We start from the raw sequence: 15611 nt of genomic DNA, 5'->3' as shown, positions 1-15611 counted from the left end.
GCACCGGTTAGGATCGCGCGGGGGCGGAACCCAACAACAATCGTGCCAGGTGTACCCCGTTTCGTCCGGCCAGCTGGCTGGCTTGGGTGCGACAGCTGAACCCATCGGCCAGGAACACGGCATTGGGGTGTTCGCTAAACGCCGGCAGCAAGGAATGCGCCGCGACCCGCTGGGATACCGCCAGATGCCCAGCTTCCATCCCGAAGTTTCCGGCCATTCCACAGCACCCCGACAGTTCGGTGACCTGTGCCCCGGCGCGTTGCAACAGTTCCCGGTCGGCACTCCAGCCCATAACCGAATAGTGGTGGCAGTGTGGCTGGGCGACGACTTCCACGCCGTCCAGGTCTGGCAAATCCCACTGTTCTGGCCCGCAGTTCCCGCCCGGCCCGTAAACCGGGTCGGTCAACAGTTCCGCTAGCGTCCGGGTCGCCTGGGCGATAGCGGTGGCTCGCGAATCGTCGGGCAGCAGACGCTCCAGATCGTCGCGCAGGGTCGCGGTACAAGACGGCTCCACGCCCACAATCGGAATCCCGTTTACGGCCAGCGGCCCCAGAATCTCGCACAGGCGCCGCAGGTTGCGCCGAGCTCGGTTCAGTTGCCCGGTGGTGATATAGGTCAGCCCGCAGCATGCCTGGCGCGGCACGAACACGCGGTACCCGGCCGTTTCCAACAGTTGCACCACTGCTTCGGCACCGTCGGGGTCGATTCCCTCTGAGAACGAATCGGCCCACACCGCCACCCACGGCCTTTCTTCCGGTTCCCTCTGTTTCGCCGCTCGGTTCATTTCGGTCACGCTTTGGTTTCCTTGTTCACGAGGTGCTATTCCGCATTTATTCTTTTCTCGTATTACGGAGCCACCATCGCCTTCGGCAGTGTTTCTTTCGCATGAATCCTCACGAAGACCGTGTAGAAGGCGCGACACGATACGGTGGTCGCGTCGGGGGCGCGACGCAAACGAGAGGCTGAGGGGGAGCTCGCGCTGCAAAGCAGCGCGAGCGGGGGATACTTCCCCCTTTGCCTCTCGTGCGCGCGCCCCAAGCGACAAAGCGGCGCCGCGCCAGACGCTGTGCTGCTCACGACGCAACCATTGCCGAAACGACTGCGTGGCGAAGGTCGCCATTTGCCGCGATGGCGCCAGCCCGAACAGCCTAAATACCAAGCGCCGCAACCAGTCAATCCCAAACAGCCCGTTGGCCAAGCGCGCCCCGCCGGGCACCCGCCGGGCGAGCCGCAACCAAAACGGCAGCCAGCCCAACAGAAAATGCGACCCGGGTCGAGCCCAAAACCGCCCGCGATACGCCCGGAAAAACGCCTCGGAGCGGAAAGCGGACATATCAATCCCGGTGGGGCAGGCCGAGGAACACGCCTTGCACGCCAGGCAGAGATCCAGCGCCCGCAACAACTCGGGGTCGCGGAAATCCCGAATCAACCCGCCGTTAGTGACTTCCTGCAGGGCGCGGGCACGTCCGCGAGTGGCGTCTTTTTCTTTCCCGGTCGCCAGATAGCTGGGGCACATCCACGCCCCTTTGATGTGGCTCATCGCCAGGCACTTCCCCACCCCGGTACAGCGGTGAAACGCGGCAGTCAGGTCTTTATCTTTGGGAAAAGCGAAACCGCTGGGGTCAGGGGCAATGTCCCGGGCGGAGGCCAGGCGCAGGTGGCGGTCGAGGGGGTCGGGGTCAACCAAAACGCCGGGATTCATGAGTCCCCGCGGGTCAAACAAGGCTTTTACCTTAGCAAACAGTGCGATCAGTTCTGGGGAATACATGCGGGGCAGCAACTCGGAGCGAGCCCGCCCATCCCCGTGTTCCCCGGAAATCGAACCGTGATACTTGGCCACCAAATCTGCGGCGCGTTCCAAGAAATCCCGGGCACGCCCGTCATGCGCGGCCGCTCCCAGCGGCAAACTGAGCCGCACATGCAAACAGCCGTCGCCCAGGTGCCCATACAGCATCCCATCCACCCCGGTTTGGCGCATCAACGCGGTGAATTCCTGTAGATAGGCCGCCAGGTTTTCGGGGGGCACGGCGGCATCTTCCCAGCCAGGCCAGGCGGGTTGGTTGCCTTGGGGGTGGTGGTTTGTCATGGCGGATTCACGAGGTGCCATCCCGGAATTCTCGCCAGGCTCACAGTGGGGGGCGGCGCCGGGGTTCTCGGATGGCGCCTCATGAACGGCAACTCCCGAATCCGGCGTAACCTGCGAGACCGGAGTGCGACCACCCAAACCGGCTCCATCAGCGCGGATACGCCACAGCCGGGTGGCTTCGGTGCCGGGCGGATACACCCCGCAAGCGCGCGTGTTGGCAGCGGCGGCCAGGTCGCGGGCGCGCGCCAAGGTTGTTTCCAGGGGCTCGTCGGCACCGCCCATCTCTACCAGCAGCCAACCTTGCCCCGCCGGCAGGTCGGGAATCTGGCCGGCACCAGGCTTGGCGCGCAAAGTATCCACTAGGCGCGAATCCATACCCTCGACAGCCAGGGGTTTAAACGTGTTCACGAGGGGCACATCCGCTGCGGCGGCTATCATGTCTGGGTACCCCAACACCACCAGGACAGGGGCGGCGGGCAGTTGCACCAGGCGCAGTTTCGCCGCAAGTATCGTCACCAGGGTTCCCTCGGTTCCGGCCAGGAATTTGGCCAGGTCACGCCCTTTTTCAGGCAACAGGTGTTCCAGGGAATACCCAGATACTTGCCGGGAAAACCGCCCGCATTCGGTGCGGATTAAAGCCAGGTTATCTTGTACCAAGCGTTCCAATCCGGGCACCGCGTCCAGGGCGCCTTCCCCCCGGCCAGCGGTAAACTCGCGTCCAAAACCATCGATAACCTGCATCTCGATGACATTATCCGCGACACGCCCCCAGGCTTGGGCGTGGGGGCCACAAGCATTGTTGCCAATGGAACCGCCAATCGTTGCCCGAGTCCACGTCGACGGATCGGGACCGAAACGCAGCCCATAGGGTTCCCCGGCCGTCTGAATATCAGCCAGCACCACCCCGGGTTCGACAGTGATGGTGTGCGCCTCGGGGTCTAAATCGATAATCCGGTTACAGCCCGCAGAAGTGTCGACCACCAGCCCCGGCCCAATCGAGTTCCCCGCACACGAGGTGCCCCGCCCGCGCATCGTCAGCGGCGTGCCCGATGCTAGGGCATCCAAAACCACGTCGCGCAATTCGCCCAGATTCGCGGGCTTGGCGACCCGCGCCGGCGGAATGCGATAGTTCGACGCATCCGAGGCGTATATCGCGCGGGTCAGCGGGTCATCGAAGTATTCCATCCGTACTATTTTAACCCGTCCTTCCCTACGTTTTCTCCCACGTCTTTCCTGGCGTGCAGAAACCGCTGCGCGACCCAATCGGGGTGCAACTCCCGTCGCCACACCCGTCCCACTAGCCATTCCCATCTAATCTCCCACAACTTGCGTCTAACCCCATGGGTTCGGCTTCATGAGGTGCTTGCTTGGGTTCTGGGCGTAAGTTGGGGGATGCCAAGCGTGGCTTGGCATCCCCCGTCTCATCTTCAAAATTCTGAAGTCTTGGGCTTACGCCTAGGAATCCAGATAACACTGCGGTGGCATCGTCTATGCCCGCGCCGCAGACGTAGAATCAAGGTAGGAAAAGAACCTTGTTTCTACGCTGGCGGGGGTGGTCTTTGACCGCCCCCGCGCAGTCTTTGTTTCGTTGCTTGTGTCGCTTCGCGTTTTATCGCTTGTTTCGCTTTGGCTCGCGGTCGGCGGCGGTGCATGGGCGGAGCCCTGAGAGCACCGCAGTCACCGTGTGGAGGAGGTCAGCGACAGCAACGATTTGCTGTCGCCGCCGGAACTCCACCCGCTGCGCGCGCTCCCAACGCTTCGTCGCTACGCGCGGCGCGGCGGGTGTGCGGCACAAGTGCGGGACTGAGGGTGCGGAGTTTCGGCGGCGATATGCGGGTACGCCGCGCAGCGCATCGCAGCCAGGGAAATAGTTGCGAAATAAGGAAGCGGCCAGCCTAGGTAGGCTGGCCGCGATTTCCTTAATCGTCCTTCTTGTTATTCCACAGCTTCTCCTTTATCAGGATTACTGCTAGAATCGAAGGAGGTAAGGAAATCAGAATCTGGATGAATGCAGTCATCTGGATGTCCTTTCCTTAAAGCCCCGGGTGCAACCGGGGCTTTTACCATGCGTCAAGGCAGGCTGCCTTGACGCAGCCAGAGCCTTTCCCTGGCTAGACCAGGATACAGTTCCAATCCGCGACCACCAAACAGTTTTCCACAGCCTGTGGAAAACTGTGTATGCGGTGGCGATATGCGTAACGGTGTGCGGAGGCGGTGCAGCGGGGTGCGGCGCGTGGCGGCTGTTACGGCTTAGCCGTTTAAGGTGCTTCGACTAAAACGGCCAATCATGCCCTTTTTTAACGTCTCCACAAGCGACTGCGCCGATATGCGGGCTACGCCCGCGCGCCACTGCAGCCTGTGGAAAACCCGAGATTGTGTTGCAATACCACAAAAACCCCAAAATAAGACACATAATTCTGCCGCTTACCCTAACCCTGGATCGGAGGGGCGTCCCTAACGGTGGAAAATTCGGAGTCAAGCTGCACTATGTGAACAGGGCAAGGCCATTTTCTCCACCATTCGGGACACAGTTCGAACAGCACCTCACGCAGCAGTGCTAAAGTAATACTTTTTATCACTCTACCCGCCCAAAGTGACAATTTTTATCACTTTGATTTATCACTTTGACAGTTTTGCGGATGGCACCTCATGAACCCGCCGCAACAAGCGGAGGCGGCGCAGTAGCTGGCGAAGGCGATTAAGCGACGGCAACGATTTGCCGTCGCCGCCGGAGCACTAAAACACCCCTTTTGTCCCGCGAGCGCCCCCGTAAGCCGGCGAAGCGACACAAGCACCTCATGAACCCGGTGACCGCAAAACAATATCGCCCAAATCCAGGCAAACCGCTGTAGAATAAGGAAGCGGCCGACCTGGATAGGCCGGCCGCGATTTCCTTAATCGTCCTTCTTGTTATTCCACAGCTTCTCCTTTATCAGGATTACTGCTAGAATCGAGGGAGGTAAGGAAATCAGAATCTGGATGAACGTGGTCATCTGGATGTCCTTTCCTTAAAGCCCCGGTCGTCCCCGGGGCTTTTACCTTTGCTTTAAGGCGGCTGCCTTAAAGCAGCCAGGCCTCTTGCGCTGGCTCAGCCAGAATATCGGGTTTGAGTCGCACCACAAAACCACTTTCCACAGGCTGTGGAAAACTAGGCGGCGTTATGGGGCTTCGTCGCGCACCGCCGGGCATCGAGGTGCTTTTTCACCAGGCCGACAGCAATCGGCAACACCGAGAACACGATGATAATAACCGCGATAACTTCCACGTTGTCGCGAACCAGCGGGATGTCGCCCAGCAAAACCCCCGCCACCACGAAAGTTAGAGTCCAGGCTATCGCCCCAGCCACGTTCCACAGGGTGAAACGCGACCAGTGATAACGGCCGATTCCCGCCGCTATCGGCACAAAAGTCCTGATGAAGGGGATGAAACGCCCCAGAACCACCGCCGGCCCGCCCCATTTGGAAAAAAACACCTTAGAGGACTTCAAGTACTCGGTCTTCAAGATTTTCGCGTCGTCCTTAAAGAATTTCTCGCCAAAGAACAGGCCAAACCAATAGCCCACCTGTCCGCCACAAATCGCGGCGGCGATAACCACCAGGCAGATGACAGTCAAGCTCATCGGCATCCGGTTTTGCAGCAACCCAATCGCGAAAAGCATCGAGTCGCCAGGCAAGACCGGGAACAGCACGCCGGATTCGATGAATACTATCAGGGCGATGAAGGCTACCATCCACACCCCGTAGGTGCCCAAAAGGTGGTTGAGCAACACCTCGGGGTCACGCAGCCATTCAATAAAATCTTGGGTTAATAACACGGGTTACAGTTTAGCTGACTGCGGCGAGAGTCTCATATTGCCCGCCCGGCGCACCGGTTCAGCGCGTCACCGCGTACGCCACATCCAGGTCACTGACGGCGGCCTGGCCGCCGACAATCACCCCGTGGCGCCCGGTGACGTCCCACAAATCCGCCAGCAACGCGGATTTCGACCCGGCAGGCGGCACCAACAACAGCATCGCGCCCTGTTTCACCGCGTACGCCCCGGCGGCCAGGGCGTCAGGAAAATCACGGCCGGACACCAACACCAGTCCGTTTATCCCCCCGGGGGACTGGATTCCAATCGCCAGTTGCATCGCAGTTTCATAGCGGTCGCGTCCCACGTATACGTGGCTGGATTGCAAGCCCAACGCGTTACGGGCGCGGTCAGCCGGACCGCCGACAACCACCAGCGGCACCCCAGACTGGGATTCCAGGTATTCCCGGCTGGCGTCGGGCAATTGCCCGCCGGCGGTCAACACCAGCGAACCGTGCATATGCCCGGCCACTGCCCCGGCGGCCAGGGCATCGGGAAAGTTAATGCCGTCAGCCAGCATGACATAGGACGGGGCACCCCCAGCCAGTTGGTCGCGATATTGCGCGACTTTCACGGCGGTTTCAAAGCGGTTAACCCCGACCAGTTCCACCAAATCCATCCCCCGCGACGCTATCAACGCCCGGTCAGCTCCGGAAAGACCGACGGTTCCACCCACCCGCACGACGCGTTTAAATCCATGCTGTTGTATCACCCGCAGGGCATCTGCATCCAGCCGGTCACGGGAATTCGACAGCGCCAAAGCCGATGCTGTCACCCCGGAAAGTTGGGTGGCGGCCAGGCCGTCGGCGGCATTCAACCCGGTGGTGACCACCAGGGTTTCGGCACCGGGGGTGGCGTCGACGGCGGCGGCGGCGGTGGCCAGACGGTTGGGACCGGCTATGCGCATCACGTTGGGCGGCAGGGGTTTAGGTGTCAAGGCCTGGCTTTGCCCCGTCACGGGCACTCCCATTTGCGCCAGCCACTGGGCGTAAGGATAGAGCGAAACCGAGGCGTTTAAAACCAATTTCTCGCCGGTGTTTAACACTAGTTGGGTTTTAGAGCTGGTGATTCCTACGACTTGCCCGGCTTGGTTGTACATCGGCCCGCCCGAGTCGCCGTGTTCGATTGACAGCGGCAGGGTCGCGATGGTTTGCCCACTGGGCGGCAGCTGCCATTTCACGGCGTTGGCCGCATCCAGGGTGGCGACATTGGCACAATGGTTAGATTTGCCTGGGATGGTGGTGGATTCGCCTTTCAAGTCGAGGTTTACGGCGACCAGATAGTTTTGCCCGCAAATCTGGGTTGGAGTGCCCGGGTTAAGGACAGTGGGGTTTACCGGCGCGATGGGGTGGTTGCTGGGGTTAGTAATCAGCACGGCCAGGTCGGTGTTTCCGGGGGTCGCCCAGGTTACCCCTCTGGCTACGGGCGGGGTGCCGGGGACTTGGGAGTTTTGAGGATAGACTCGCACCGGTCCGTTGGGGAATTTCTGGAAGCAGTGTTTCGCGGTCAGAACCCGGTCTGGCGCCACCCACACGCCGGAGCACGCCGAGAATACGCCGACTTCCGGACCTATCTGCAGTTGCACGGTGGCGGGGTGCGGGTCGGGCAGTTGCCCGGCTTGGGTTTCGCCGGTTTCGGGGGCGCTTTCGGCTGGGGTTTCACGAGGTGTCGTTAGGGGGTGCCATTGGGTTGGGGCGGCGGATTCACGAGGGGCTTGCCCGGGTGCGTCGACCGCCGCTGCGGTTCCAGGCTGGCTTAATCCAGATAATCCCAGCAAAGCTGTGAAAGCGAGCATCGCGACAAGTCCGCGTTTTGATACAGTCTTTTCCGCCATGGTTTCCATTATTACCTACTCGGGTTAGTTTTTAAACTTCAGATACCCGCGGATTTTCTTTTCCCGTCCCTTTGGTATAAATCTGCTTGAACACTAAAATTAGAGTATGTACATCCGGCTGGCTAGGTTTCTTGCGTTGCACGCACGTTCAATTCTGGTCTTTTGGGTTTTAGTGGTGGTGGCTTCCGCTTTGGTGGCGACCACTGGTTTCGGTAATCCTTTGTGGAATCGTCTGATTTCGGATGTCCCCCAAGCGACCCCATCCGAATCCCACACGGGACAGAAGCTGTTGGAATCCCATTACACAAAGTCTTACGGGGTGTTGGCTTATGTGCAGGGTGTGGATTTTCGCACCGAGTTCAAGTCGGCCGAAAACACCGCTCGGCAGTTACGAGATTTAAAGGAACAGGCTGAAAATCATGGCGCCCAAGCGAAAACCCTGGGGGATCAGGCTAAAGCTGCGGGTGGCGAGGCGCAGCGCCTTGGCCTCGAAGCCCGGCAAGCCGGGGCGCGGGGGGATATAGCCAAGGCTGGGGTCTTGGCGGAGCAAGCCCAGTCGGCGGCGCGTCGAGCCCAGGATTTGGCGGGGCAAGCCCAGTCGGCGGGCGGGCAGGCTCTGGTTTTGGGGAACAAAGCGAAAGCCCTGTCGCAGCCGGATTGGCCGGTGGCGCGTTCGCTGCACGAGGCGCTAGCCCCCATCGAAGCGGAGCTTAAAACCATCCCCCAGGTGAAATCCGTGGCGTATCCGTTTGTGGAATACAATGCGATGCTCGACCCGCAGGCACGCGAACTTGCCGCAAAAAATCGCCAGGGTTTCGTGGTGGCGGTGTCCCTGGATTTAGCGGATGGTGGCCAGCCCGGTAAGTATCCCAGTGAAAAGATGCTAAAGGTTGTGCGCCACACGGAAGGGATTTTGGGCAAGGTTCAGGCGGCGGTGGCTAAACACGTCCCGGACAACGCGAAAGTCGCTCCATTGCGGGTGCGGATAACCGACCAGGATTTAGTGAACAAGGCGGGGATTCAGACCCTGAAAGAAGATTTGGTTCGCTCCGAGTCGATTGGGATTCCGATTTCTTTCCTGGTGATGGCGATAGTATTCGGCGGGTTCCTGGCGGCTTTGCTGCCGCTGGGCAGTGCCGGAGTTGCGATTTCTATGTCCCTGGCGTTGATGCTGGGCATGACCTATATCTTCGAACAACAGTCTTTTGCTGTGAACGTGATTTCCGTGTTGGGGCTGGGGTTGTCGATTGACTATGGCCTGTTGATTGTGTCGCGTTTCCGCGAAGAGCTGGCGCGGTTAAAGTCCTTGCCGCAATCCGAGTGGAGCCCGGATTTCTCGGCAATAAAGAAGCCGAAAACGGTGGCGCGGCTCCAGCATCTTGACCCACGTCACCTGCGTGCCCTAGAGATTACGGTGGCGACGGCCGGGCGCACCACGTTTTTCAGTGCGCTCACGGTGGCGATTGCGGCTTCCGGAATGTTGTTCTTTCGCGCGGAATTGCTGAAATCCCTGGGGATTGCGGGGTTCTCGGTGGTGTTGCTGGCGATGATTGCCGCGATTACCCTGGTCAGTTCACTGATGTTCCTGTTCGCCGCGAAGTTAGAGCGGCCTTCCATCCTGGCGCGGATTCCCGGGTTGCGTTGGGTGGTGCGGCGCGCGGCGGTGGATACGGTCGCCTTGGGTGACGGGACGGCGATGGTTTCGTCGGATTCATTAGGTGCCAGCCCCGTCGCGAGCAGAACCTCGTTGGAGTCTTCCTTGGATTCGGGGAAGCCGACTCGTAAATCCCTGTTTGACCGGGTGGCGCATGGGGTGGCTCGCCGTCCCTGGCTGTCCTTTATCCTGTCTGCCGCTGTGTTGGTGGCGGCTTGTTTACCCCTGAGTTACCTGCCTTTGCGTAACTCGCTGTTCGATTTGCTGCCGATTCACAACCAGCAGCGCCTCCTTTACGAGGATTTAGCGCAAGAGGTGCCGCGGGTCGGTTTGCCGCCACTGCGGGTGGTGGCCAAGGACACCCCCCCGGAAAAGCTGGATAAGTGGATGGCGACTCATGTAGCCGACCTGAAAGGGGTTGCGCATGTGTTCGCCGCCAACCCGCTGGGAGACACGAAAGACTCGGCGGCAATCGTCCAGCTAGAAACCACGGATCCGGGTTCGCGCGCCGCCGAAGACGTGGTCAAGGCGGTTCGCGCCCAAGCCCATGATTTTGAGCGCTTCGTGGTGGGTCAGGCCGCGAATCAAATCGACTTCATTGATTCCCTGGTCGAAGGTTTGCCGTGGGTGTTGACCGTACTGGTAGCCATCACGATTTTCTTGTTGTTTATGATGAGCGGCTCGGTGGTGATTCCTATCCAGGCGCTGGTGATTAACACTCTGTCTTTGATGGCTACCCTGGGGATTAGCACTCTGGTGTTTGTGGACGGTATCGGGGTCGGCTGGCTGGGGGCAAAGCAGCTGCCCGGCCTAGAATCTTATGTTATCGTAATGCTGATGTGTTTCGGTTTCGGACTTTCAATGGACTACGAGCTGTTCTTGCTCTCACGCATGAAAGAGGTCTGGGACGAAACAGCCTCCGCTAAACGTTCGGTTATCGAAGGACTGTCACGCTCGGGGCGGATTGTGACCTCGGCGGCCACAATTCTGGTCTTCGTGTTCCTGTGTTTCGTCACCGGCAATATGATTGTGTTGAAACAGGTCGGGTTTATCCTGGCGGTGGCGGTGGCTTTCGATGCCACGATTGTGCGCATGGTTTTAGTGCCATCGGTGATGGCCCTGTTTGGACGGGCGAACTGGTGGGCACCCGGGCCGTTGCGACGCTGGCACAATAAAGTTTCCGAAAAGCTCGGCCACTTGGAATAAGCCCAGAATCGCGGCTGGCACCTCATGAACCCGGCACAAACCGAAATCTGCCTGGCCGAACAACACCACCGAAAGGGGCACCTCGGGGACGGGGAAGAAAACTCTTTTGAGGCATTCCTAACGGTGGTACAGTGGCATCAGTTCGCAAAGTAATGTCGAAAGGAATTTATATGTCTCTACCGCCAAGCCCAAGCGAGCCCCAAGGACACAGCCCCGCCGATATGCCGCCCCCACCCCCCGCAGGAAACGGTTTCGTACCCCTCTCCCCTGGAGCAAACGGGCAACCCAACCAACCGGGTCAATCCGGGCAACCCGCTGCGCCGGCCTATCCACCCCCCGCTTATGGACAGCCGGCCTATGGGCAACCCGGGCAACCCGCAGCTCCAAGTCAGGGCGGGCAACCCGGGCAACCCGCAGCTCCAAGTCAGGGCGGGCAACCCGGGCAACCCGCAGCTCCAAGTCAGGGCGGGCAACCCGGGCAACCCGGGCAAAACGGTGCCATGCCCTATGCCCAAACCGCTTACGGACAGGCTGCCCCGGGTGGGCAACCCAATCAAAACGGTGCCATGCCCTATGCCCAAACCGCCTACGGACAGGCTGCCCCGGGTGGGCAACCCAATCAAAACGGTGCCATGCCCTATGCCCAAACCGCCTACGGGCAACAACCAGCCTACGGTCAGCCCTACTATCCCCCGGCGGGTGGTTCCAAGCCAGATAGCCCCCTCGTCCAAGCCCTGAAAGCTTTCTTCCCCACTTTCCTAGATATTCACCGGGCCAAAACCCTCGAAGCGCTACAGCGCAACGCGGCCTTAAAACACTGGTGGTGGGTGACAGCACTGCTGTTCAGCCTGGCCGTGGGGTTGAGCTTCTCGGTGAACGTGGCGCGCAACCCGCACATCATGGCCAGTTTTTCGCCCTTTGGTAACCCTATGCCGTATTGGGTGCTGACCTTTGGATACTGGTTCCTGTGCTTCTTTGTGTTCACTATCCTAACCTTCCTGATAGTGCTGGTGCGCGTGCTGCTGGTCATGGCCACCGCCGGGGTGCAACACGCCAAATTCGGCTTCGTCCCGGCCGCCAGCACCGTGAGTACTGGCTTGGTGCTGCCGACCCTGGTTCTGGGGGTCATGCTGGTCATAGAACTGCTGCCGCTGCCATTTATCACCCCGCTGCTGGTGTGGCTGCTGCTGATTTTCTTTTCCGGGGGCATGTTCATGCTGGAATTGGTGATTTCCACGAGCCTGCGCGCCATTCCCGGCAACACGCGCAGCGACGTGCTGTGGCACGGGGTCTTCTATACCCTGTGGATAGTGTTCGCGACACTAATTGTGGTCTTCGGTTTCATACCCACCTCCACTTCCGCCACCTTTAACTCCGGGAAAGAAATAATGGGCAGCCAAATAGAACACGGGGTCAACGACCTGCTGGGCAACTTGTTCCAACCACGCTACTAAGGAATTAGGATTTTCACCGGCTCACCCCCTCGCACGTGGCCGGTGAACTAAATGGCGCCTCATGAAACCGTTGCCGTTTCACGAGGCGCCATTTGCCACCCTGGCGACTCATGCCCCCCAAAGCAATAACCAAAATCGAACTTACGAAAACAACCGAAACGGAAACTGCCGTGACCAGCATCCTAAGATATCTGCTACTGTATCCAGGCCAAGGCTGATAAACTGAGCGGGGAAAATCCCGCTCGGCGGCCAGCCCGCCGTTTCGTTACTAACCAGGAGAACAAGTGCGCATAGGAATACCCAAAGAGCCCGACGGGCAGCCGCTGGTATCCGCCACCCCCGACACTGTGGGGAAACTGGTCAAACTGGGCTACGAAGTCGTAGTCGAAACCGGGGCAGGTGCCACTGCCTCGTACCCTGACCAGCAATATCGCGAGGCCGGAGCCGAAGTGGTTGGGCCCCAAGAAGTGTGGCAGGCAGAAATCATCACCAGTTTGGACACCCCCCCTGACAGCAAAATCGAACAAATCCGCGAAGGCAGCGTCCTGATTGCGCGCCTGGGCGTACGGGCTAACCCCGCGATTGCCGAGGTTTTCGCGCGGCGCAACGTGAGTGCGATCTCGATGGATGCCGTGCCACGAATCACCCGAGCCCAGTCCATGGACGTGTTGTCTTCGATGGCTAATATCGCTGGTTACCGCGCGATTATCGAGGCCGCTAACGCTTTCGGGCGGCTGTTTACCGGCCAAGTGACTGCCGCCGGCAAAATGCCCCCCGCCAAGGTGTACGTGATTGGCGCCGGGGTGGCGGGTCTGGCCGCGATTGGTACCGCGAACTCGATGGGAGCGGTGGTTCAGGCCACCGACGTGCGCGCCGCCGCCGCCGAACAAGTTGAGTCCATGGGGGCGACTTTCGTGGCAATCCCCGCCCCCGCCCAGGAATCCTCGGATGGTTACGCCCGCGAAATGAGCGAGGATCAGGCCAAGGCCGCGCTACGTTTGTACACCGAACAGGCCGGAGCCGCCGATATTGTCGTGACCACCGCCCAGATTCCGGGTCGTCCCGCGCCGTTGCTGTTTACGGCCGAGGCCGTCGCCGGAATGAAACCCGGGTCGGTGATTGTGGATATGGCCGGGGGGAACTGCGAGTTGACGGTGCCCGGCCAGGTCATCACCACGGATAACGGGGTGACTATTATCGGCTATACGGATTTGGCAGGGCGTCTGCCGGGTCAGGCCTCGCAGCTGTATGGGCAAAACATTGTGAACCTGTTGAAACTGATGACCCCCGGTAAGGACGGCCAGATTGTTTTCAACCTGAATGACGAGATTGTGCGCTCGATTACTATCGCACACCAGAAGGACGTGTTGTGGCCGCCACCACCGATTGCGGTTTCGGCCGCGCCGACCGGTGGTGCGGGCGCGGGTGGCGCGGGTGGTTCCGGTTCGGCTTCGGGCGCTGGAGTTCCCGCTTCATTAGGTGCCAGCGTGGATATAGCCGCGCCGAAAGGGCACGCGGCTCGGAATTTCTGGACCGGGATAGCCGCGATTTTGGGCGTAGCGTTAATTGCGATAACACCTCATGAAATGTTGCCGTACTATATCGTGCTGGCCTTGGCGATTGTAGCCGGATTCTATGTAATCACGAATGTGACGCATTCGCTGCATACCCCGTTGATGAGCGAAACCAACGCGATTTCGGGCATTATCCTGGTGGGCGCAATTATATCCTTGGCGCAATCAACTTCGATTGTAGTTACGGTGCTGGCGTGTCTGGCGATTTTGATTGCTTCTATCAATATTTTCGGCGGGTTTTATGTCACTCACCGCATGTTGAAGATGTTCCAGAAAGGGGATTAAGGCATGTTAGCAACTATCGTGAACTTTGCTGGAAATTCTGACATGTCCAGTCTCGAATACTGGACGGGGCACGTGGAGTATTTCGCGTACCTGGTGGCGGCGCTGCTGTTCGTGGCGGCGCTGGCGGGTTTGTCACGCCAGGAAACCGCGCTGCGCGGCAACAAATTCGGGGTGGCCGGGATGGCCATCGCCCTGGTATCCATTATTTTCGTGGCGCTGGCAACCCAAGACGCGGGCGCGACAACGGTCACCCCAATGCCCGTCACCGCCTTGTTGATTGTGGGATGTATGGGGCTCGGGGCGATTATCGGGCTGCACAAGGCGAAGACTGTTCAGATGACCGGGATGCCCGAGCTGATTGCGCTGCTGCATTCATTTGTCGGGCTCGCGGCGGTTTTGGTGGGTTTCAACACTTTCATGGAGCTGTCCGCCACGACCGATCCGGGACTGGTGGCCGATATGGGCTTCCATCTGGGCGAGGTCGGCATCGGGATTTTCATCGGGGCGGTAACCTTTACCGGCTCGATTATCGCGTATTTAAAGCTTTCAGGGAAGATGAAGGGCAAACCGCTTACTCTGCCGGGGCGAAACTTTTTGAACGTGTTGATGCTGTTGGCGATTGTGGCCATGATTGTGTGGATGATTGCGGCTCGTCGCATGGTGGAAACCGCCGCCGACCCGGTCATGCTGGAACAACAGTGGATTGCCCTGGGCGTGTTGACCGCGATTTCCCTGGTGTTGGGGCTGCATTTGGTAGCCGCGATAGGCGGTGGGGACATGCCGGTCGTGGTGTCAATGTTGAACTCTTACTCTGGGTGGGCTGCTGCCGCCGCCGGTTTTATGCTGTCCAACCCGCTGTTGATTATTGTGGGGGCTTTGGTCGGTTCCTCGGGTGCCTTCCTGTCCTACATTATGTGTAAAGGCATGGGACGGTCTTTCGTCTCGGTGATTCTGGGTGGATTCGGCGAGGGTGCTGGCTCGGCGCGCGAAACCAAGGATTACGGGGAGCACCGCGAGATTAAGGCTTCCGAGGCCGCTGACCTGCTGAAAGGCGCCAAATCTGTGGTGATTACACCGGGTTATGGCATGGCCACCGCCGGAGCCCAGTTCGCGGTCGCCGATTTGACCAAAAAACTGCGTGACCTGGGGGTACAGGTACGCTTCGGGATTCACCCCGTGGCGGGGCGTCTGCCGGGGCACATGAATGTGTTGCTGGCCGAAGCCAAGGTTCCCTATGACATTGTTTTGGAAATGGACGAGATTAATGACGATTTTGCCGACACCGACGTCGTGTTGGTAATCGGGGCTAATGACACCGTCAACCCCGATGCCTACGAGCCGGGTTCCCCGATTGCCGGGATGCCGGTGTTGCACGTGTGGGAGGCCGGGCGCGTGATTGTGTTCAAGCGTTCCATGGCCACCGGATACGCCGGAGTACAGAATCCCTTGTTCTTCAAGGACAACACCGACATGCTGTTTGGCGACGCCAAGGCTTCCGTCGAGGAAATCATCAAGAACCTGTAGCTTGGATGCGGTGGCGGCTCCGGGGAGAGACCCGGAGCCGCCACCGCATTTAGCTCTCAACTCAACACTCATGTAGCTCTCAATAGTTGAGAGTTAATTAAGAGAGTTAAGTTGAGAGCTGGCTTAAGAGCTTTTATGATAGCT

7 protein-coding genes are annotated in these 15611 nt (G+C 59.5%); 4 read left to right on the top strand and 3 right to left on the bottom strand.

What is annotated here, in order from left to right:
* Positions 1–7 precede the first annotated feature (7 nt).
* The 3 genes from HMPREF0577_RS10255 to HMPREF0577_RS12015 form a co-directional block, all read right to left on the bottom strand.
* Positions 8–3271, bottom strand: a complete 3264-nt coding sequence (locus tag HMPREF0577_RS10255) for an FAD-binding and (Fe-S)-binding domain-containing protein (RefSeq protein ID WP_004013824.1) — start codon at positions 3269–3271, stop codon at positions 8–10.
* Positions 3272–5234: 1963 nt separating this feature from the next.
* Positions 5235–5900 (bottom strand): VTT domain-containing protein, encoded by a 666-nt coding sequence (locus HMPREF0577_RS10250; RefSeq protein ID WP_004013822.1) that lies wholly within the window; start codon positions 5898–5900, stop codon positions 5235–5237.
* 58 nt (positions 5901–5958) lie between these two features.
* Entirely contained in the window at positions 5959–7770 is a 1812-nt protein-coding gene (locus HMPREF0577_RS12015; RefSeq protein ID WP_256585140.1) for a cell wall-binding repeat-containing protein, read from the bottom strand.
* Between the two features lie 106 nt (positions 7771–7876).
* Between HMPREF0577_RS12015 and HMPREF0577_RS10240 the strand changes: the two genes are divergently transcribed.
* From HMPREF0577_RS10240 to HMPREF0577_RS10225, 4 genes are all read left to right on the top strand, one after another.
* Positions 7877–10630, top strand: a complete 2754-nt coding sequence (locus HMPREF0577_RS10240; protein ID WP_004013820.1) for an MMPL family transporter — start codon at positions 7877–7879, stop codon at positions 10628–10630.
* 170 nt (positions 10631–10800) lie between these two features.
* Positions 10801–12084, top strand: coding sequence for a hypothetical protein (locus HMPREF0577_RS10235; RefSeq protein ID WP_004013818.1), 1284 nt, complete (start codon positions 10801–10803; stop codon positions 12082–12084).
* 284 nt (positions 12085–12368) lie between these two features.
* Entirely contained in the window at positions 12369–13943 is a 1575-nt protein-coding gene (locus HMPREF0577_RS10230; protein WP_004013816.1) for a Re/Si-specific NAD(P)(+) transhydrogenase subunit alpha, read from the top strand.
* A gap of 3 nt (positions 13944–13946) precedes the next feature.
* Positions 13947–15467, top strand: coding sequence for an NAD(P)(+) transhydrogenase (Re/Si-specific) subunit beta (locus tag HMPREF0577_RS10225; protein ID WP_004013815.1), 1521 nt, complete (start codon positions 13947–13949; stop codon positions 15465–15467).
* Positions 15468–15611 lie beyond the last annotated feature (144 nt).

The organism is Mobiluncus mulieris ATCC 35243 (genome assembly GCF_000160615.1).
GTDB classification, from domain to species: domain Bacteria; phylum Actinomycetota; class Actinomycetes; order Actinomycetales; family Actinomycetaceae; genus Mobiluncus; species Mobiluncus mulieris.
The sequence above is the reverse complement of the archived record's forward strand: the minus strand, read 5'-3'. Positions and strand labels throughout refer to the sequence as shown.